We start from the raw sequence: 21018 nt of genomic DNA, 5'->3' as shown, positions 1-21018 counted from the left end.
GGAGAGCGGACACAGAGGCGTCTACGACCTCATCCCATTCGGGGACTGCTGTCGGTTTGCGCACGCCGACGAGCCGCCCGGGGACTTGCCGGGGACGCGTCGACCGCCTCGTGGAAACGAGAAAGGCCCGGATGCTGAGAGATCTCAGTGCGTCCGGGCCATATCTGGTCTGGTGGCGAGTGAGGGATTCGAACCCCCGAATGCTGAGCAGTCTGATTTACAGTCAGATCCCTTTGGCCGCTTGGGTAACTCGCCAGAGCGCACCCGTCCGACTTGGACAGCCAACCGGGGGCACGAAAGATAATCATACCCGCCAGACGCGGGTGCAAGAAATCGAGCCGTCAGCTGCCGTTCACGCCTCGGCCGGAGTCCGCGAGCGACTCCGGAGTGCGCAGCAATCCGCCCTCCGCGCGGCACGTCGCAGCAGCTACATCCATGGCCCGCGACAGCAGCGCACGCCACTCTCCCAGCTCTGTCGGCGACTGTGCGACCAGGCCCTCGGACACTGCCGCGAGCGTCGCATCCCCCGCGCCGACCGTGTCGATCACGGCTCCGGGGAGCTGCGCGATCGGGGCCGAGGCGACGCCGGCATCCGTATCGATCGTGGCGCCGTCGGCTCCGGCCGTGGCCAGCACCGCGGCGGCGCCGAGGTCGCGGAGGCGCACCCGCAGCGCATCCAGGTCGCCGTCGTAGAGGATGGCCGCGTCATCCGCTCCGACCTTCACGATCGCCGCATCGGCGGCGAGACGCTCGAACCCGCGCACGAACTCCGCGCGATCGCTCAGCATGCCGGTGCGGGGGTTGGGGTCCACCGCGACCCGGGCATCGCCGAGGGCGTCGACCAGTGCGTCCACCTCGGCGGATACGTCGAAGGGGAAGCAGCTGATCGCGACGAGACCGGCATCCGCGATCGCAGCGCGCGCCTCGTCGGAGTAGCGGATGCTGCGCTGCCGCGCCGCGTCGTTGAAGACGTACTGCGGCTCGCCGTTCGCGGCGCGCTGCACGATCGCCCGTGACGACCCGTGCGGCGCCTCGCTCGAGATCAGTCGCACACCGTGGTCGGACAGGTACTCGCGGATGTGCGCGCCCGCTTCGTCGTCACCGACCATCGCGATCAGAGTCGTCGCGACCCCCAGCCGCCGCAGCCCGACGGCCACGTTGAGCGCGGCACCCCCGACCAGCTCGCGCACACCGGAATCGTCACGGAGCTCGTCGATCAGGGCATCGCCGATCACGACCACGGAACCGGCGGAAGAAGTCACGTTGCTCACCCGCCGACACTACCGCGCCGCGGGTCACGCGGGGGTATCCCGCGATCCTTCCCCTCCCCCGTCGTTCCGGGCAGTACGGTGTGGCCATGAACCTCCGACTCGCCGGTGCCGCCGCCGCTCTCGCCGTGATCGCCCTGCTTGCCGCGTGCGCACCACGGACGGCCGATGACAGCACCGAGCCGTCGTCGAGCCCCACCACATCAGAGACAGACGACCCGGACGCGACAGAGTCTCCTTCCCCGAGCCCGACGCCGACCATCGCTCCGATCGCGCTTCCGACCGACTGCCGCGCGATCCTGTCATCCGATGTGCTGGCGCAGCTCGAGGGAGTTCCGCTCAACGACGCCGCATTCGGCCCCTCGGGCGTCGGCAGCGACGGCACGCTCACCTGCATTTGGGGTGACCCCGGGGCCGACACGACAGGCCTCACCACCACGATCTCGAAGATGAACCGTGGCCCCGCGCTCGACATGCTGAACGCGCTGGCCGACGACGAGGGCTTCTCGTGCTTCACGCCCGACGGCGGCACCCGCTGCGAGAAGACCTGGCAGAACGAGCAGTACCCCGTCACCGACGGCCGCACCCTGTTCTGGCGCCAGGACGTGCTGATCGACACCCGCTACTCGAACCTCGCCCCCGCGGGCTACACCTCCGCGATCGTGGCGAGTCTGTTCGACTGATCGCATCGCCCGTTCCGACGGCTTTCTCCCGAAGAGAAGGAGTCTTTCGCCGATTCTGTCCGTCAAAGCGCGCGACCTCCGTCAAAGCGCGCGACCTCCGTCAAAGCGCTCGACCTCCTCCGAAGGCGAGACCCCCCCCGGACACGAAGAAGGCCCCAGGCGAATCGCCTGGGGCCTTCTCAGTCACTCAGTACTCAGTTGTAAGTACCGGGGGTGATGTCGTCCGTCGAGAACGCGTCGAAGTCGACGTAGCCGAAGTCGCCGTCCGCGTACGCGCCGTCGGATGCGAAGATCCGGTTCGGGTAGCGCTCGCTCTTGGCTTCCTCGGTGGCCTCGACCGTGACGTCGCGGTACTTCGAGAGACCGGTTCCGGCGGGGATGAGCTTTCCGATGATGACGTTCTCCTTGAGACCGACCAGCGGGTCGCGCTTGCCCTCCATGGCGGCCTGCGTGAGCACGCGGGTCGTCTCCTGGAAGGACGCAGCGGACAGCCACGACTCGGTCGCGAGCGACGCCTTCGTGATACCCATCAGCTCCGGACGGCCGGACGCAGGGCGCTTGCCCTCTGCCACAGCCTCGCGGTTGATCGTCTGGTAGCGCTTGAGGTCGACCATCTCACCCGGCAGCAGGGTCGTGTCGGCGTGATCGACGACGGTGACCTTGCGGAGCATCTGGCGGACGATGACCTCGATGTGCTTGTCGTGGATCGGCACACCCTGCGAGCGGTACACGCCCTGGACGCCGCCGACGAGGTAACGCTGCACCTCGCGAGCACCCATGACGCGCATGATCTCCTTGGGGTCGAGCGTTCCCACCAGGATCGGCTGACCGACAGTGACGTGCTGGCCGTCCTCGACGAGAAGCGTCGCACGCTTCAGCACCGGGTAGATGACGGGCTCGTCGCCGCTGTCGGGCGTCAGGATGACCTTCTTGCCCTTGTCGGTCTCGTCGATCGTGATGCGACCATCGGCCTCGGAGATCGGGGACGCGCCCTTGGGGGTACGCGCCTCGAAGAGCTCCTGCACACGGGGAAGACCCTGCGTGATGTCATCCGCCGATGCCGAACCACCGGTGTGGAACGTACGCATCGTCAGCTGGGTACCGGGCTCACCGATCGACTGGGCCGCGATGATGCCGACGGCCTCGCCGATGTCGACGGTCTTACCCGTCGCCAGCGAACGGCCGTAGCACTGCGCGCACACACCGACAGCGGAGTCGCAGGTCAGGACCGAGCGCACCTTGATGGTCTCGACACCCGCCGCGACCAGCTTGTCGATCAGCACGTCGCCGACGTCTTCACCGGCATCGGCGAGCACGTCGCCGTTGCTGTCGATGACGGCCGAGGAGAGCGTACGAGCGAACACCGAGTTCTCGACGTTGGCGTCGCGGACCAGCGTGCCGGTCGAGTCCACCGCGGCGATCGGGAGCTCGAGGCCCTTCGACGTGCCGCAGTTGTCCTCGCGGATGATGACGTCCTGCGAGACATCCACCAGACGACGGGTCAGGTAACCCGAGTCGGCGGTACGCAGAGCGGTGTCGGCCAGACCCTTACGGGTACCGTGCGTCGCGATGAAGTACTCCGCCACCGACAGACCCTCGCGGTACGAGGAGATGATCGGACGCGGGATGATCTCACCCTTGGGGTTGTTCACCAGACCACGCATACCGGCGATGTTCCGGATCTGCAGCCAGTTACCACGAGCACCCGACGACACCATGCGGTTGATGGTGTTGTCCTCGGGGAAGTTGGCCTTCATGGCCGCCTGCACCTCGTCGGTCGCCTCGGTCCAGATCTTGATGAGCTCCTGGCGACGCTCCGAGTCGGTCGTCAGACCCTTTTCGTACTGCGACTGGACCTTCGCGGCCTGCTTCTCGTAGCCGGCGACGATCTCCGCCTTGTTCGGCGGGGTCAGGATGTCGCTCAGGGCGACGGTCACACCGGAGCGCGTGGCCCAGTAGAAGCCGGCGTCCTTGATGCGGTCCAGCGATGCAGCGGTCTCGACCTTGGGGTACTCCTCGGCCAGCTTGTTGACGATCTGCGACAGCTTGTTCTTGTCTGCCTGCTCGCGAACGAACGGGTAGCCCTTCGGCAGCGTGTCGTTGAAGATCGCCTGACCCAGCGAGGCGTCCACGAGACCGTGGCGCTCGTAGCCCTCGGGAGCTTCGCCCTCGAGGAACGTCAGACCGGGGATGCGGATGCGGATCTTCGCCTGCAGGTCGAGGGTTCCCTCGTCCTTGGCCAGGATCGCCTCACCGACCGAACCGAATGCACGGCCCTCACCGGCTGCGCCCTCCTTGACTGTGGTCAGGTGGTGCAGACCGATGATCATGTCCTGCGAAGGCAGGGTGACCGGACGTCCGTCGGACGGCTTCAGGATGTTGTTCGAGGCGAGCATCAGCACGCGAGCCTCGGCCTGCGCCTCGACCGACAGCGGCAGGTGCACAGCCATCTGGTCACCATCGAAGTCGGCGTTGAACGCGGCGCAGACGAGCGGGTGCAGCTGGATCGCCTTGCCCTCGACGAGCTGCGGCTCGAACGCCTGGATGCCGAGGCGGTGCAGCGTGGGTGCACGGTTCAGCAGAACCGGACGCTCACGGATGATCTCCTCGAGCACGTCCCAGACCTCGGGACGGGTGCGCTCGACGGCACGCTTGGCCGCCTTGATGTTCTGCGAGTGACCGAGGTCGATCAGACGCTTGATGACGAACGGCTTGAAGAGCTCCAGAGCCATCTGCTTGGGCAGACCGCACTGGTGCAGCTTCAGCTGCGGGCCGACGATGATGACCGAACGACCCGAGTAGTCGACGCGCTTGCCGAGCAGGTTCTGACGGAAACGACCCTGCTTGCCCTTGAGCATGTCGCTGAGCGACTTCAGGGCACGGTTACCGGTACCGGTGACGGGGCGACCACGGCGGCCGTTGTCGAACAGCGCGTCGACGGCCTCCTGCAGCATGCGCTTCTCGTTGTTGACGATGATCTCGGGGGCACCGAGGTCGATCAGACGACGAAGACGGTTGTTGCGGTTGATCACACGACGGTAGAGGTCGTTGAGGTCGGACGTCGCGAAGCGGCCACCGTCGAGCTGCACCATCGGGCGCAGCTCCGGCGGGATCACCGGAACGACGTCGAGGACCATGGCGGCCGGGCTCATGCCGGTCTCCAGGAACGAGCTGACGACCTTCAGACGCTTGATCGCACGGATCTTGCGCTGGCCCTTGCCCTCGGAGATCTGCAGGCGCAGGTTCTCCGCCTCGGCGACGAGGTCGAAGGCCGCGAGGCGACGCTGGATCGACTCGGCGCCCATGTAGGCCTCGAAGTACTGACCGAAACGGTCCTGCAGCTCGTGGAAGACGTCATCCTCGGGGCGGAGTGCGCCGACCTCGAGCGTGCGGAAGTCCTCCCACACGCGCTCGAGCTTGGCGATCGCCTCGTCGGCACCCTTGCGGATGAGCGACATCTCCTTCTCGGCGGCGTCCTTGACCTTCTTCTTGACGTCGGCCTTGGCACCCTCGGCCTCGAGGGCAGCGAGCTCCTCCTCCAGGCGGGCGAGGCGCTCGGCGATCTTCGAGTCGCGGCGGTCACCGAGCGTCTTGAGCTCGAGACGGATGTTGTTCTCCTGCGTGCCGAGGTCGCGGTGACGAGCTTCCTCATCGACCGAGATCACCATGTACGCGGCGAAGTAGATGACCTTCTCGAGGTCCTTCGGCGCCATGTCGAGCAGGTAGCCCAGACGCGAGGGCACGCCCTTGAAGTACCAGATGTGGGTGACGGGAGCGGCGAGCTCGATGTGACCCATGCGCTCACGACGGACGGAGCTCTTGGTGACCTCCACGCCGCAGCGCTCGCAGACGATGCCCTTGAAGCGGACACGCTTGTACTTGCCGCAGGCGCACTCCCAGTCGCGGGACGGGCCGAAGATCTGCTCTCCGAAGAGACCATCCTTCTCCGGCTTCAGCGTGCGGTAGTTGATGGTTTCGGGCTTCTTGACCTCACCGTACGACCACGCGCGGATGTGGTCCGCAGTGGCCAGGCCGATGCGAAGCTCGTCGAAAGTGTTTGACTCGAGCACTAATTCTCCTGTGTCGGAATTCTTCTGAAGAAATCGGGGGCTTCGACAGGCTCAGCAACCCACTGGGTCCCTGAGCCCGTCGAAGGGTTAGATCTCGTCGATCGAGGCGGCCTCGAAGCGGCTGGAGATGTTGATTCCGAGCTCTTCCGCTGCACGGAAGGCCTCGTCGTCGGTGTCACGCAGGTTGACCAGCGTGCCGTCGGCCGAGAGCACCTCGACGTTCAGGCAGAGCGACTGCATCTCCTTCATGAGCACCTTGAAGGACTCGGGGATGCCGGGCTCCTGGATGTTCTCGCCCTTGACGATCGCCTCGTACACCTTGACGCGGCCGAGGATGTCGTCGGACTTGATCGTGAGGAGCTCCTGCAGTGCGTAGGCGGCGCCGTAGGCCTCGAGAGCCCACACCTCCATCTCACCGAAGCGCTGTCCACCGAACTGCGCCTTACCACCGAGCGGCTGCTGGGTGATCATCGAGTACGGACCCGTGGAACGTGCGTGGATCTTGTCGTCGACCAGGTGGTGCAGCTTCAGGATGTACATGTAGCCCACGGAGATCGGAGCCGGGAACGGCTCACCGGAGCGGCCGTCGAACAGCTGCGTCTTTCCGGTGGAGTCGATCAGGCGCACGCCGTCGCGGGTCGGGGTGGTCGCGTTGAGGAGACCGGCGATCTCCTCCTCGCTCGCACCGTCGAACACCGGGGTGGCGACCTTCGTGTTGGGAGCTGCTTCGAACGCCTCTTCCGGCAGACGGGCGGCCCACTCGGGCTTGCCTTCGACCTTCCAGCCCTGCTTGGCGATCCATCCGAGGTGCGTCTCCAGCACCTGGCCGAAGTTCATTCGACCCGGGATGCCGAGCGGGTTCAGCACGATGTCGACCGGGGTTCCGTCCGCGAGGAAAGGCATGTCCTCGATCGGGAGGATCTTCGCGATGACACCCTTGTTGCCGTGACGGCCGGCGAGCTTGTCACCCTCGGTGATCTTGCGCTTCTGGGCGATGTAGACCACGACGCGGCGGTTGACGCCGGAGCCGAGCTCGTCGTCGCCGTCCTCGGCGTTGAACTCCTTGACAGCGATGATCGTGCCCTGCTCACCGTGGGGCACCTTCAGCGAGGTGTCACGGACTTCGCGGCTCTTCTCGTTGAAGATCGCGCGGAGCAGGCGCTCCTCGGCCGACAGCTCGGTCTCACCCTTCGGCGTGACCTTGCCGACGAGGATGTCGCCGGGGCGGACCTCGGCACCGATGCGGATGATGCCGCGCTCGTCGAGGTCCTTCAGCAGCTCAGGGCTGACGTTGGGGAGGTCACGGGTGATCTCCTCCTTGCCGAGCTTGGTGTCGCGGGCGTCGACCTCGTACTCCTCGATGTGGATCGAGGAGAGGGTGTCGTCCTTCACCAGGTCCTGGCTGAGGATGATCGCGTCCTCGAAGTTGTAACCCTCCCACGTCATGAATGCGACGAGGAGGTTCTTTCCGAGTGCCAGCTCACCGTTCTCGGTGGCGGGGCCATCGGCGATGACCTCTCCGACCTCGACGCGCTCACCGGCGTTGACGACGACCTTCTGGTTGTAGGAGGTGCCCTGGTTGGAGCGGTCGAACTTGCGGAGGTGGTATTCCTGCGTGCCACCCTCGTCGAGCATGACGACGACGCGGTCCGCGGAGACCTCGGAGACGACACCGGCCTTCTCGGCGGTGATCACGTCACCGGCGTCGATGGCCGTGTAGCCCTCCATACCGGTTCCCACGAGCGGCGAGTCGCTGCGCAGCAGCGGCACAGCCTGACGCTGCATGTTGGCACCCATGAGGGCGCGCTGTGCATCGTCGTGCTCGAGGAACGGCACGAGCGAGGTGGCGACCGACACCATCTGGCGCGGGGAGACATCGATGTAGCCGATGTCTTCGGGGAGGAACATGTCGACCTCGCCGCTGCCGCCCTTGGGGCGGGCCAGGACGTGGCTCTCGATGAAGCGACCCTTGGCATCGAGCGGGGCGTTCGCCTGCGCGATGTTGAAGTCGACCTCTTCCGACGCCGTGAGGTAGTCGATGTGATCGGTGACGACGCCGTTCTCGACCTTGCGGTACGGGGTCTCGATGAAACCGAACGAGTTGATGCGCGCGAACGTCGCGAGAGCACCGATCAGACCGATGTTCGGGCCTTCAGGGGTCTCGATCGGGCACATGCGGCCGTAGTGCGACGGGTGCACGTCACGGACCTCGACGCCGGCGCGGTCACGCGAGAGACCGCCGGGGCCGAGCGCGGACAGACGACGCTTGTTCGTCAGACCGGCGAGCGGGTTGTTCTGGTCCATGAACTGCGACAGCTGCGACGTCCCGAAGAACTCCTTGATCGCGGCGACGACGGGGCGCACGTTGATCAGGGTCTGCGGCGTGATCGCCTCGATGTCCTGCGTGGTCATGCGCTCGCGGACGACGCGCTCCATGCGGGACAGACCGGTGCGGACCTGGTTCTGGATCAGCTCGCCCACCGCGCGGATGCGACGGTTGCCGAAGTTGTCGATGTCGTCGGTCGCGAGGCGGATCTCGGCCTTCTTGCCCGAGCGGATGCCCGTGAAGGTCTCCTCGGTGCCGGCGTGCAGACGCACGAGGTACTTGATCGTCGCGACGATGTCCTCGACGGTCAGGACCGACGAGGTCAGCGGCTGGTCGAGACCGAGCTTCTGGTTGATCTTGTAGCGACCCACCTTGGCCAGGTCGTAGCGCTTCGGGTTGAAGTAGAAGTTGTCCAGCAGCGCACGGGCAGCTTCTGCGGCGACCTGCTCGCCCGGACGCAGCTTGCGGTAGATGTCGCGGAGCGCATCTTCCTTCGTGACGATGGTGTCCTTCGCGAGCGTCTCCTCGATGGAGGTGTAGCCGGCGAACTCCGCGAGGATCTCCTCGCTGGTCATGCCCAGCGCCTTGAGGAAGACCGTGACGGACTGCTTGCGCTTGCGGTCGACGCGCACGCCGACCTGGTCGCGCTTGTCGATCTCGAACTCGAGCCAGGCTCCGCGGCTCGGGATGACACGTGCCGACACGATGTCCTTGTCGGACGTCTTGTCGGGGGTCTTGTCGAAGTAGACACCCGGCGAGCGCACGAGCTGCGAGACGACGACGCGCTCGGAGCCGTTGATGATGAACGTGCCCTTGCCCGTCTGGAGCGGGAAGTCGCCCATGAAGACCGTCTGAGTCTTGATCTCACCCGTGAGGTGGTTCATGAACTCGGCCTCGACGTACAGCGGAGCGGCGTAGGTCTTGCCACGCTCCTTGCACTCCTCGATCGAGTACTTCTCCGGCTCGAGGTAGGGGTTCGTGAACGAGAGCTGCATCGTCTCGCCGAGGTCCTCGATCGGAGAGATCTCCTCGAAGATCTCGCCGAGACCGCTGATCTCGTTGACGTCGGTGCGCCCGGCCTTCTTGGCTTCGGCGACGCGAGCCTTCCAGTCGTCGTTACCGACGAGCCAACCGAAGGATTCGGTCTGCAGGGCGAGAAGGTCAGGGACCGTCAGCGTGTCGGAGATCTTGGCGAACGAAAGACGGGAAGCTCCGCGTCCGTTCTTGGTGGTGGTGGATGTGGATGCGTTGCGAGCAGCAGCCAAGGGAATAACCTCCGTGAGCCCCGCAGGGCTTCTCGATTCCTTTGTCGTCAGGTGGAGTGTGCGCTCAAAGACTCAACAGATGCCGACCACCATATGAGGGCAGGGAGAAGCGAGCGCAACTACCAACTATACGCACGATTCGGCGACATGGCAAGCTCAGTCCTTGACCAATCTCGGATGCTGCGGTATTGACGCCGCCCGGATACCTCGACACCCACCGTCCGCGTCGAGACCCACCCGTCCAGACGTCTGGATAGGTGGGTCTCGGCGGGCGCGATGGGGCTCGACGACCGGGCCTCAGGACGCGATGTTCAGCTCGTTCCCGGGGATCGAGGCGAGCAGACGGCGCGTGTACGGGTCGCGCGCATTGGTGAAGATCTCCTCCGATGAGGCCGCTTCGACCAGCTCACCGTCCTTCATGACGCACACGTAGTCGCTGATCAGGCGCACCACCGCGAGGTCGTGCGAGATGAACAGGTAGCTCAGCCCGTACTCGCGCTGCAGGTCGCCGAGCAGCGTCAGGATCTGGTCCTGCACCAGTACGTCGAGCGCCGAGACGGGCTCGTCGCACACGATGAGGTCCGGCGACAGCGCGAGCGCCCTGGCGATCGCGACGCGCTGACGCTGCCCGCCGGAGAGCTCAGACGGATAGCGCCGCAGCATCGACGAGGGCAGTGCCACGTCGTCGAGCAGCTGCCGTACCCGCGCACGTCGCTCGGCCCCGCTCCCCCGCCGGTAGAAGTCGAGCGGTTCGGAGATCAGCCTCTCGATCGTGAACATCGGGTTCAGGCTCGAGTACGGATCCTGGAAGATCGGCTGCACGCGCTGGCGGAAATCTCGCGTCTCTGCCTTGCTCAGCGAGGAGATGTCCTTGCCCTCGAAGCGGATGAGACCGCTGGTCGGCTCGACCACCTTGAGCAGCATCCGTGCGGTGGTGGTCTTGCCTGACCCGGACTCGCCCACGATCGCGACCGTCTCGCCGCGCGGGATCGCCAACGAGACGTCCTTCACGGCGACGAAGTCCTCGCCGCGACCGCGCACCGGGTACACCTTGGTCAGGTTCTCGATCTCGACGATGTTGTCGGCGGAGGCCGCTGCCTGCGGCTCCGACTCGGCATCACGCTCCTCGACGTGGAAGGCCTCCGGTCGCAGTCGCGCGGCGGCGACCGACGGCGCGGCCTTCACGAGCGACTGCGTGTACGGATGCTGTGGCGCCTCGAGGATCTGCCGCGCAGACCCCTGCTCGACCACCTTCCCTCGATGCATCACGATGACCCGCTCCGCGCGCTCGGCCGCGAGACCGAGGTCGTGCGTGATGAGCAGCACCGCGGTGCCGAGCTCCCGTGTCATCGCCCCGATCTGGTCGAGGATCGTCTGCTGCACCGTGACGTCGAGCGCACTGGTCGGCTCATCCGCGATCAGCAGCCGCGGGTTGCAGGCGAGGCCGATCGCGATCAGCGCCCGCTGTCGCATGCCGCCGGAGAACTCGTGCGGGTACTGCTTCGCGCGCCTCTCCGGATCGGGCAGGCCTGCCGCGGTGAGCGCCTGCACGACCTTCTCGTGCACGTTCTGCCTGGTCGCGAGACCGTGGGCGAGCAGGGTCTCGGCGACCTGGGTGCCGATCTTGGCCACCGGGTTCAGGTTCGACATCGGATCCTGCGGCACCAGCCCGATGTCGCGTCCGCGGATCGCCCGCAGCTCGTGCTCCGAGGCGTGCGTGATCTCGTGTCCGTCGAGCCGGATGCTGCCGGAGGCGATGCGACCGCCGCCGGACAGCAGCCCGATGATCGCCATCGCGGTGGTCGACTTGCCCGAGCCGGACTCGCCGACGATCGCGACGGTCTCCCCCGCGGTGATGTCGAGGTCCACCCCCTCGACTGCGTGCACGACGCCGTCCATGGTGGCGAAGTCGACCGCCAGTCCCTGCACCGACAGCAGCGGTGCGCCGGATGTGTGATTCTCGTTCTTGGCGTTCATCGTGCCCTCGTTCTCGGGTCCATGGCCTCGCGCAGCGCTTCACCGAACAGCGTGAAGCCCAGCGCAGTGACCGCGATGCAGATACCGGGGAGGAACGCCAACCACGGCGCGATCGCCAGTTCCGCCTGGGCGTAAGTGAGCATCCGCCCCCACTCCGCCGTCTCCGGCCGTCCTCCACCGAGACCGAGGAACGACAGCGCGGCGGCATCGATCACGGCGGTCGCGAGCGTCAGGGTCCCCTGCACGATCACCGGACCGATGGCGTTCGGCAGCACGTGCGACATGGTGATCGACCCGCGACCGAGACCGAGGGTCTGAGCCGACAGCACGTAGTCGCTGGAGCGCTGCTGCAGCATCGATGCCCGCAGCAGGCGGGCGAAGATCGGCACCTGGGAGGCCCCGATCGCGATCATGACGGCGTACGGGGTCTGCCCGAGGATCGCGGCGATCGACACCGCGAGCAGCAGGTTCGGCACCGACAGGATGATGTCGACGATGCGCATGATGAGCGTGTCGACCCATCCCCCGAAGGTTCCGGCGAGGAGGCCGAGGATCATGCCGCCCACCAGACCCATGGCGGTCGAGATCACGCCGATGAGCAGCGATGCCTGCGCGCCCCAGATGAGCTTCGACAGCACATCGCCGCCGAAGCGGTCGAGTCCGAGCGGGAACTCCGGCAGCTCACCCGGTCCGGGGATGTGCGTCGGGGTGATGAACTTCGCCCCGGGGAGCGCGGTCTCCGGATAGGGCGCGATCAGGGGTGCGAGCGCCGCGACCAGCACGAACAGCAGCACGATGCCGGCGCCGATCCAGGCGGTCGGGTTGCGACGCAGTCTGCGGAACACGTCGCGCCAGAAGCCGCCGGGGCCGTCCTTCAGATCGGCTTGGGCGATGGCGACGGTGTCGATGAGACCGCCGCCCTGGGCGGGAGGAAGGGCGACGCTCATGACGCGACCTCCTGTGGAGCAATGGTGCGAGTCATCATTGGACCCTCACTCTCGGATCGATGAAGCTGTACGACACGTCGACGGCGAGGTTGATCAGGGCGTAGGCGATCGCGATGAAGATGATGAAGCCCTGCAGCACCGGGAAGTCGCGGGTGAAGATCGCCCGTGCGAGGAACGAGCCGATCCCCGGGAACGCGAACACCGTCTCGGTGAGCACCGCCCCCGAGATGAGGAGCCCGGTCTGCAGCCCGATGGTGGTGATCACCGGGAGCATGGCGTTGCGCAGGATGAAGCGGTTGCGCAGCGTCGAGGATCCGACGCCCTTGGCACGGCCCGTGCGCACATAGTCCGCATTCTGCACCTCGAGCACGCTGGCCCTGGTGATACGGACGATGATGGCGAGCGGGATGGTGCCGAGCGCCAGTGCCGGCAGCACGAGATGCAGGATCGCGTCCCACGCCGCGTCGAACTCCCCGGTGATGATGCCGTCCCACACGTAGAACCCGGTGGGATGCGTGGCGTCTATCCGCGGATTCTGTCGTCCGTCCGACGGCAGCCATCCCAGTTGCACCGCGAAGATGTACTTGAGGATGAACGCCAGGAAGAACACCGGGATGGTGATGCCGACCAGGCTCAGCACGACCGAGGCGTGGTCGCTGAACTTGCCGTGACGGCGTGCGGCCCAGTAGCCGAGCGGGATGCCGACGCCGATCGCGAAGATCAGCGCCATCACGCTCAGCTCGAGAGTCGCGGGGAACCGTCGCAGGAACTCGTCCACGACAGGTCGGTTGGTCTGGATCGAGGTGCCGAAGTCCCCCTGCAGGAGACGTCCGACCCAGATGAAGTACTGCTCGATGAGCGGCTTGTTGAAGCCATAGAGCTCGTTGACTCTCGCGACGGCCTCGGGAGTCGCCTTCTCACCGAGAAGGGCGACCGCGGGGCCACCGGGGAGGGCCCTGACCCAGGCGAACAGCAGGATGCTGAGCCCGAACAGGGTGGGGATGAGGAATAGCAGTCGCCTGCCGATGGTGCGCAGCAAGAAGATCTCCGTTGATCAGAAGGTACGCCGTGCCCCGGTCCCGCCGTGCGCGGGACCGGGGCCGACATGTCAATCGGTCAGACCTACTTGGTGAGGACGATGTCCGTGAAGACCTCGTCGTTCACCGGGCTGGCGGGGTAGCTCTTGACACGCGGATCGAACGCCAGCGTCGGTGCCGGGTGTGCGAGCGGGATTCCGGGGATGAACTGGGCGACCATCTCGTTGATGTCCTCGTACAGCGCGGTCTGCTCCTCGAGGTTCGAGACGCCGCGCGCCTCGGCCAGCTTCTGGAACAGCTCCGGGTTGTCGAAGCCCCACTCGGAGCTCTTCTGTCCGAAGAAGACGCCGACGAAGTTGTCGGTGTCGTTGTAGTCGCCGGTCCAACCCAGCAGGTGGATGCCGTGGTCGGACGTGCCGGTGGTGCGGTCGAGGTACTCGACCCACTCCTCCGAGACCGGGGTGGTCTCGACGCCGACTTCGGACAGCTGCGACGACAGCACGGTGAAGATCTGCTCGGGGTCCGGCATGTACGGACGCGAGACGTTGACCGGATAGTTGAAGGTCAGCTTCAGCGGTTTGGCCTCGTCGTAGCCGGCCTCGGCGAGCAGCTCCTTCGCCTTCTCCGGGTCGTAGTCGTAGGTCGTCACGTCAGGGTTGTAGCCGTTGACGACCTCGGGCACGAACTCGATCGCCTTCTGCGTGCCCTCCGGCAGCACCTGGCTGATGAGCGCGTCCTTGTCGACCGCGTACGAGAGCGCCTCACGGACCTTGGGGTCCTGCAGCTCCGGCACCGCCTGGTTGAAGGCGAGGTAAAGGATCGTGAATGGCGGGCGCGACACCATGGTGAAGCCGTCGTCCTCGAGCGCCTTGGTGTCGGCCGGACCGACCAGGTCGTAGCCGTCGATCGAGCCCGACTCGAGCGCCTGGCGGCGGGCGGTCGGGTCGTCGATCGTGCGGAAGATGATCTTGTCGACCTGACCCTTGTCGCCCCAGTAGTCGGGGTAGGACGTGAGCGTGACCTGCTCGCCCGGCGCCCATTCGTCGAACTGGTAGGGGCCGGTGCCGACCGGGTGCGCTGTCGCGTACTCGGAGAGCACCGGAGCCTCGGCAGAGCCGCTCACGTCGTCCGCGCCGAACTCCTTCATCGCCGACGGGCTCTGCATCGAGAAGGACGGCAGAGAGAGCGACGCCACGAAGCCGGCGAACGGCTTGTTCAGCTCGATCGTGACCGAGTAGTCGCCGTCGGGCGTGCAGGACTTGTACACCGCGTCGGCGGCGTTGGACGCGTACCCCTTGAAGAGCTTGTTGTAGTAGTAGCCGAAGGCCTCGGATGCCGCGAGGCCGGTCCAGTTGTACCAGCGGTCGAAGTTGACGCAGACCGCTTCGGCGTTGAACGGAGTGCCGTCCTGGAACGTCACCCCTTCCTTCAGCGCGAAGGTGTGCGACATGCCGTCGTCCGACGACTCCCAGCTCTCGGCGAGCAGCGGCGCGGGGTCTGCGGTTCCGGGCTTCGTGCCGACGAGTCCTTCGAAGATCTGACGCGAGACGCGGAAGCTCTCGCCGTCCTGAGCGAAGGCCGGGTCGAGGCTGGCGGGGTCGGATGATGCGGCGAACACGAAGGTGCCGTCGACATCCCCTGATCCCTCGGAGCCCCCGTCTCCTCGATCGCTGGCGACGCATCCTGCCAGGACGAGAGCCGCGAGCGTGGCTCCGGTTGTGGCGATGAGTCCTCGCCGTCGCGTGACTGATTGGTGCATTGTGTGTACCTTCCCTGTCGGGCGCTTCGTTGCGCGTTCCCGAGGCGTCGTCGCCTCTGGACACGGTGATGCCTCGACGCTACCCAGCGGATCCACAGATGCCAAACGCATCCAGGTTGCAATCCGGTATCGACGGCGGCAGACGCCTCAGGCAGCCGTCCGGCTGCGGGCGCGTCAGTCCTGAGCGTTCTGCCGAGGCCGCTGCCGGGACACGGCGGCGTCGTGCGTACGCTGCAGCGGGATCACGACGGGTTCCCCTCGCAGCTGCACGACGCGCACGAACAGCACATCGACCAGGGCGAGCTGCGCGATGCGACTCGACATCGCTGCCATGCGGAACGGCGATTCGTGCGCGTGTGTGAGCAGCACCACGTCGGCGACCCCCGCGAGCGTGGACTCCTCCGCACTCGTCACAGCCACCACGAGCGCGCCGGCGTCGCGCGCGACCTCGAGCGCCCGCACGGTCTCCTGTGTCTCGCCGCCGTGCGAGAACGCGATGGCCACGTCTTCCGCGGTGCGCAGCGATGCCGTGGTGACGGCGAGATGAGGGTCGGCGGAGTGCGAGACCGAACAGCCGATGCGCGAGAGCTTGAGCTGCAGATCCTGCGCCGTCAGAGAGGAGGCGGCCTGGCCGAAGAGGTCGATGTGCCGGGCGTCGACCAGCGCGTGCGCGACACGATCGAGGGCTGTGGCATCGATGCCGAGCGCGGTCTTCTCGATCGCGTCGATCTCCTGGGCGGCGAGCTTCGCCGCGATCGCTGCCGGTTCATCGCCTGGGTCGATCGCGGTCGTGTCGAGGCTGAAGCGCGCCTGCTGCGCCTGTTCGAGCGTGACGGTGCGGGCGACGGCGACGCGCAGCTCTCGATAGCCGCTGAATCCCAGCGACTGGGCGAACCGGGCCACGGTGGACAGCGATGTCTGGCAGAGCTTGGCCAGATCCGTGATCGCGAGATCGATCACGAGGGTCGGATCGGCCAGGATGGTCTCGGCCACGCGCGCTTCAGCGGCGCTCAGCCGTGAGACCGAGCGCCGCACCAGCGCGAGAACATCTGCGTCCACCGAAGGTCCTCGACTCAGCCGGCCCTGCCGAGCAGGCGCTCGCGGGCGATCTGCGCTCCGACCCGGCTCGCCGCGGCAACCTCCACGGTCGGCAACGGCAGGGGCGTGCGCGCGGGGAGACCGACATTCACGACCACGGCGTGCGGATCGCGGACGGCGGCGCGCTCCACGAGCGCACGCTGCGCGGTGTCGGCATCCGGTCGATCGATCAGGATCACGGTGGTGCCGGCATGCGCCGTCATCTCGTCGAGCACGCGGTCCTGCTCCTCGACCTCGGTGCTCGCGACGTCCAGCCGGATGCGTCGGTCGTCACCGGCCAGGGAGCCGGCGACGTACGCGGCCGCGCTGTCGACCGCGAGCGTGGACCGACGACGCGCATCGACCACGGCCAGGGCTGTAGCCGACGCCGGCCGTTCCCCCGTCACCGTGATCACCCGACGAAGGATCTCCGCCGCATCGAAATCGTCGGTGGGTGCGACCGACGTGGCGGCAGCGGCGCGGAGCTTGGTCGCCAGAGCCGCGACGCGAAGCGACGCCTCCTCGACCCGCTCTCGCGAGAGCGAACCGTCTTGCAATGCCGCGACGATGCCGTCGCGCGCGGCCAGGAAGTCACGCAGGTCCTGATCCGGGAGCGCCGCTTGTCCGGGGTTGGTGGGGTTTCCGATGCAGAGCAGATCGGCTCCGGCCGCCAGAGCCAGCGCGGCGCCTCCGCCGATGCCGACGGTCTCGCGGATCGCGGCCATGTCGAGCGCATCCGTGATGATGACGCCGTCGAATCCCCAGCCGCGGAGGATGCCGAGGATGCGCGGGTTCAGCGTCGCCGGGGCCTCACCCCACGCAGGAACCACGATGTGCGCGGTCATGATCGAATCGACGCCCGCCTCGACGGCCGCGCGGAACGGCTCGAGGTGCACCCGCTCGAACTCCTCGATGTCGAGCGAGATCTCCGGCAGCGCATGGTGCGAGTCGAGATGGGTGTCGCCATGACCGGGGAAGTGCTTGACGCACGCCGCGACCCCGCCGTCCTGGATGCCGTCGATCTGTGCGACCGCGTGGCGTGCCACCAGGTGTTCGTCGGAGCCGAACGAGCGCACGCCGATCACCGGGTTGCGCGGGTCGGTGTTCACGTCGGCGACCGGGCCGAGCACGACGTTCGCGCCCACGGCTGCGACGCGGCGTGCGAGCTCGGCGCCTGTGCGCTCGGTGGCGACCAGGTCGTCGAGCAGACCGAGCTGAGCGGCACCGGGGATCGTGGATCCCTCGGCCGATTCGAGGCGGGTGACGCTGCCGCCCTCTTCGTCGACACCGATCAGCGCATCCGGGTTCGCCGCCAGGATCGAGGCGCTCAGCGCCGGGAGGCCCGCACCGATGTTCTGCCCGAAGTACACGACCCCGGCGAGACCGCCGCGTAGCTCGTCGAGCAGCCAGGCCGGAGCCTCGGTGCCGAAGAAGCCCGGCCAGAGCACGCCGTTCGCGAGCCGCCTGAGATCCTCGCTCATCCCTTGACCGCCCCCGCCACCATGCCGGCCGACAGACGCCGCTGCACGATCACGAAGAAGATCATCACCGGGATCGTGATGATGGTCGACGCCGCCATGATGCTTCCCCAGTCGTTCGAATGCAGACCGAAGAACGACTTCAGGCCGATCGAGACAGTGTACTGATCGGTCTGCGCACCCAGGATCGTCATGGCGAAGATGAACTCGTTCCACGCCGTGATGAAGCTGAAGATGCTGGTCGCGACCAGGCCGGGCATGACCAGCGGCAGCAGGATGGAGCGGAACATGCGCCACCAGCTGGCGCCGTCGATGTACGCGGCCTCCTCCAGCTCGACCGGCACGGCCGCGACGAAGCCGCGCAGCATCCAGATCCCGAACGCGAGGGACAGGGCGACATAGACGACCATCAGACCGATGATGCTGTTGAGCAGCCCGAGGGTCTTGACCTGCAGGAACAGCGGGATCACAAGCGCCTCGAGCGGCACCATCTGCACCACGAGGATCATCATGAGCACCGTGGTGCGGAACTTGAACCGGAAGCGGGCCACCGCGACCGCGGCGAGCAGACACACCACCGCGCTGACGAGCACCGTGACCAGCGCCACGATCGCCGAGTTGCGCAGGTAGGTGCCGAATCCGCCATCGGTCAGCACGAACGTGAAGTTGTCGAGCGTGAACTCCTGCGGCAGCAGAGACTGCCCACCGCTGGAGGCCTTCGCGTCGAACGCACTGGAGATCATCCAGTACACCGGGAACAGGGTGAAGATCAGGACGGCGGCGACGGCGATGCCGACACCGATCCGTGAGGCGAGCGACGGGCGCGGGTTCACAGCTCGTCCTCCTTCATGAGCGATCGGATGTACACGATCGTGATGCCGATCAGCACGAGCGTCAGGAGCACGGCGAGCGCGGCACCGAAGCCGTAGCGGTTCTGGCCGAACGACTCGACGTACGACCAGACACCGAGGTTGAGCACCGAGCGGTTGCCGCCGTTGCCGCCGGGCATCAGATACACCTGGGCGAAGACCTTGAAGTCCCAGATCGTCGACAGGATGATCACCACCGAGAAGACGGGCTTGAGTGTCGGGAAGATGATCTTCCAGAAGCGGGTCCACGCACCGGCGCCGTCGAGCGCCGCCGCCTCGAGCATCTCCTTCGAGACGCCGAGCAGGCCGGCGAGCACCGTGATGGCGACGAACGGGAAGCCGTGGTGCACGACGTTCAGCAGCACGATGGCGTAGAACGACCACTGGTTCGTGAACCAGTTGACCGATGCGTCCAGGAGCCCGATGTCCTTGAGCACCGCGTTGAAGATGCCGCGGTCGGCATCGAAGATGAAGGTCCAGACGTAGGTGCCGGTCACCGCGGGCATCGCCCAGGCGACCATGATGCAGCTCGACACGATGACCCGCCAGACGCTCCCCAGACGGGCGAGCAGCAGGGCGACGAGCGTGCCGACGGCCACGGTCGCGAACACGGCGACGACCGCGAAGCCGACCGTGTTCGGCAGGACCACGGTCCACAGCGTCGGGTTGGTGAGCGCCTCGGCGTAGTTCTGGAGACCGATCCAGTTGTTCTCGCCGGTGTTGATCTCGCGCAGACCGTAGTCCTGCAGCGAGAAGATGAACACCTGGACGAGGGGCCAGAGCATGAGCACCGCGAGGATGATCAGCCCGGGGGCGAGGAGGAGCCAGGGGCGGGCCGTGATGAGGGAGAAGCCTCGCCGCGGTCGGCCGCCGGCCACGGAGGCGGGGGTGTTCCCCGCCTCCGTGGCCGGCAGTGGCGCGTGCACCATCGACATGAAGGGAATGTGCCTTACTTGTTGAGGAGGTCGGTCATCTCAGCCGCGGCATCCTTCGTCGCGGTCTTGACGTCCTTCTGACCACCGAGGATGGCCTGGATCATGGAGTTGGTCGTCTTCTTGGCCTGCACGGCGCCGAAGTTCGGGGTGACCGGCACGGATGCGCCGCCGTTGACCATCTGGTCCGCGAACGGTGCGACGAGCGGGTCGGTCGAGGCCAGGGCCTCCTCCATCGCGGACTGGACGCCCGGGAAGTAGCCGGTCTCATCAGCCCACTGCTCGGCGAACTCGCCGGTGGTCATCAGCTTGACGAACTCCCACGCGAGGTCGGCGTTCTTGGTGGTGTTGAAGACCGAGAGGTGCGATCCGCCGAGCACGGACGGGGCGATACCGCCGTCCTGACCGGGGATCACGGCCGCGCCGATCTTGCCCTCGAGCTCGGGGTTCGCCTCGATGAGCGCCTTCGGCGTCCAGGAGCCGGACAGCATCATCGCGACGTTGCCCTGCGTGAACGCGTCACGCAGATCGGTCTCCTTCCACGTGGTCGCGCCGGCCGAGGAGAAGCCGTGCTCCGTGGCGAGGCCGGTGTAGAACTCGATGCCCGCCTGCGACTCGGCGCTGTCCAGCTCGCTCGTCCAGGTGTCGCCGTCCTTCGTGGCGATCTCTCCGCCCGCACCCCACACCCAGGGGTAGACCTGGAACTCGGCGTCACCGGGGACCGGGAAGGGGAGCATGTCGGGGTGCGCTGCCTTGATGGCCTCGCCCGCAGTGACGATGTCATCCCAGGTCTTGGGGGCCTCGAGCCCCAGCTCTTCGAACACGTCGGCACGGTAGACCAGCGAACGCACGCCGGCGTACCAGGGCATGCCGTAGAGCTTCTCGTCGTAGGTGCCGGCGACGGCAAGACCCTCGACGAGATCGTCACGGAGACCCTTCTCGGCGTCGACGTACTCGTCGAGGTCCAGCAGTGCGCCCGCGTCGGCGAACTCGGCGGTCCAGGTGGTGCCGGTCTCGGCGATGTCGGGGGTCGTGCCCCCGGCGATAGAGGTGACGAAGCGGTCGTGCGCGTCGGCCCACTGCACCTCTTCGATGTTGACCGTGGCACCGGTCTTCTCCTCGAAGGCGGTCGAGACGGCATCGTAGAACGCCGACGAGTCGGGGTTGGTGCCCTTCATGATCCAGACGGTGAGCTCCTGGCCCTCTCCGTCGGTACTGCCACCCGTGCTGCCGCCTGCGCAGGCCGCGAGACCGAGCGTGGCCGCGGCGCCCAGCGCCACGACCGGAAGAATGCGCTTGTGCATCAGAAAGATCTCCTCGTTGAAATGAC

General features: G+C 66.6%; 13 protein-coding genes and 1 tRNA gene. 1 reads left to right on the top strand and 13 read right to left on the bottom strand.

Annotation, left to right across the window (positions count from 1 at the left end; all coding sequences use genetic code 11):
- Positions 1 to 170: 170 nt before the first annotated feature.
- Together KZC51_RS06875 and KZC51_RS06870 are read right to left on the bottom strand one after the other, a co-directional pair.
- Positions 171 to 255 (bottom strand) — tRNA-Tyr (locus KZC51_RS06875).
- Positions 256 to 341: 86 nt separating this feature from the next.
- Positions 342 to 1271, bottom strand: coding sequence for a PfkB family carbohydrate kinase (locus KZC51_RS06870; RefSeq protein WP_247629261.1), 930 nt, complete (start codon positions 1269 to 1271; stop codon positions 342 to 344).
- A gap of 86 nt (positions 1272 to 1357) precedes the next feature.
- On the opposite strand from KZC51_RS06870, the gene KZC51_RS06865 reads away from it, so the two are divergent.
- Entirely contained in the window at positions 1358 to 1951 is a 594-nt protein-coding gene (locus KZC51_RS06865; protein WP_247629260.1) for a hypothetical protein, read from the top strand.
- A 194-nt stretch (positions 1952 to 2145) separates the two neighbouring features.
- On the opposite strand, the gene rpoC is transcribed toward KZC51_RS06865, so the two are convergent.
- The 11 genes from rpoC to KZC51_RS06810 form a co-directional block, all read right to left on the bottom strand.
- Positions 2146 to 6021: a DNA-directed RNA polymerase subunit beta' gene (gene rpoC / locus KZC51_RS06860; protein WP_247629259.1), complete on the bottom strand. Its 3876-nt coding sequence runs from the start codon at positions 6019 to 6021 to the stop codon at positions 2146 to 2148.
- Positions 6022 to 6108: 87 nt separating this feature from the next.
- Positions 6109 to 9612: a DNA-directed RNA polymerase subunit beta gene (gene rpoB / locus KZC51_RS06855; protein ID WP_247629258.1), complete on the bottom strand. Its 3504-nt coding sequence runs from the start codon at positions 9610 to 9612 to the stop codon at positions 6109 to 6111.
- Between the two features lie 297 nt (positions 9613 to 9909).
- A complete protein-coding gene (locus KZC51_RS06850; protein ID WP_247629257.1) occupies positions 9910 to 11589 on the bottom strand; it encodes an ABC transporter ATP-binding protein in 1680 nt (559 codons plus the stop codon).
- On the bottom strand, positions 11586 to 12536 hold the full coding sequence (locus KZC51_RS06845) for an ABC transporter permease (RefSeq protein ID WP_141873037.1): 951 nt from the start codon (positions 12534 to 12536) through the stop codon (positions 11586 to 11588). The genes KZC51_RS06850 and KZC51_RS06845 overlap by 4 nt, the downstream gene beginning before the upstream one ends.
- Before the next feature lie 34 nt (positions 12537 to 12570).
- The gene (locus KZC51_RS06840; protein ID WP_247629256.1) at positions 12571 to 13575 is read right to left on the bottom strand and encodes an ABC transporter permease; all 1005 of its coding nucleotides are present in this window, start codon (positions 13573 to 13575) and stop codon (positions 12571 to 12573) included.
- 83 nt (positions 13576 to 13658) lie between these two features.
- A complete protein-coding gene (locus tag KZC51_RS06835; RefSeq protein WP_247629255.1) occupies positions 13659 to 15332 on the bottom strand; it encodes an ABC transporter substrate-binding protein in 1674 nt (557 codons plus the stop codon).
- 174 nt (positions 15333 to 15506) lie between these two features.
- Positions 15507 to 16391, bottom strand: coding sequence for a MurR/RpiR family transcriptional regulator (locus tag KZC51_RS06830; protein ID WP_247629254.1), 885 nt, complete (start codon positions 16389 to 16391; stop codon positions 15507 to 15509).
- Positions 16392 to 16405: 14 nt separating this feature from the next.
- Complete coding sequence (locus tag KZC51_RS06825; protein WP_247629253.1) at positions 16406 to 17890, bottom strand: glycoside hydrolase family 3 protein; 1485 nt, start codon at positions 17888 to 17890, stop codon at positions 16406 to 16408.
- On the bottom strand, positions 17887 to 18720 hold the full coding sequence (locus KZC51_RS06820; protein WP_247629252.1) for a carbohydrate ABC transporter permease: 834 nt from the start codon (positions 18718 to 18720) through the stop codon (positions 17887 to 17889). Before KZC51_RS06820 ends, KZC51_RS06825 begins: the two co-directional genes overlap by 4 nt.
- Positions 18717 to 19691 carry a carbohydrate ABC transporter permease gene (locus KZC51_RS06815; RefSeq protein ID WP_247629251.1) on the bottom strand — a complete coding sequence of 325 codons (975 nt, stop codon included), beginning with the start codon at positions 19689 to 19691 and terminating at the stop codon, positions 18717 to 18719. Before KZC51_RS06815 ends, KZC51_RS06820 begins: the two co-directional genes overlap by 4 nt.
- Positions 19692 to 19705: 14 nt before the next feature.
- Complete coding sequence (locus KZC51_RS06810) at positions 19706 to 20992, bottom strand: sugar ABC transporter substrate-binding protein (protein WP_247629250.1); 1287 nt, start codon at positions 20990 to 20992, stop codon at positions 19706 to 19708.
- Positions 20993 to 21018 lie beyond the last annotated feature (26 nt).

The sequence above is a fragment of the Microbacterium croceum genome (genome assembly GCF_023091245.1).
Lineage (GTDB): Bacteria > Actinomycetota > Actinomycetes > Actinomycetales > Microbacteriaceae > Microbacterium > Microbacterium croceum.
Note: the sequence above shows the minus strand (reverse complement) of the source record. Positions and strands in the feature narration are given on the sequence as shown.

What these genes read in the sequence shown, in the direction of transcription:
- KZC51_RS06865 (WP_247629260.1), top strand. Translation starts at nt 1,358, where the DNA reads ATGAACCTCCGACTCGCCGGTGCCGCCGCCGCTCTCGCCGTGATCGCC.
- KZC51_RS06850 (WP_247629257.1), bottom strand. Translation starts at nt 11,589, where the DNA reads ATGAACGCCAAGAACGAGAATCACACATCCGGCGCACCGCTGCTGTCG.
- KZC51_RS06845 (WP_141873037.1), bottom strand. Translation starts at nt 12,536, where the DNA reads ATGAGCGTCGCCCTTCCTCCCGCCCAGGGCGGCGGTCTCATCGACACC.
- KZC51_RS06835 (WP_247629255.1), bottom strand. Translation starts at nt 15,332, where the DNA reads ATGCACCAATCAGTCACGCGACGGCGAGGACTCATCGCCACAACCGGA.
- KZC51_RS06825 (WP_247629253.1), bottom strand. Translation starts at nt 17,890, where the DNA reads ATGAGCGAGGATCTCAGGCGGCTCGCGAACGGCGTGCTCTGGCCGGGC.
- KZC51_RS06815 (WP_247629251.1), bottom strand. Translation starts at nt 19,691, where the DNA reads ATGTCGATGGTGCACGCGCCACTGCCGGCCACGGAGGCGGGGAACACC.
- KZC51_RS06810 (WP_247629250.1), bottom strand. Translation starts at nt 20,992, where the DNA reads ATGCACAAGCGCATTCTTCCGGTCGTGGCGCTGGGCGCCGCGGCCACG.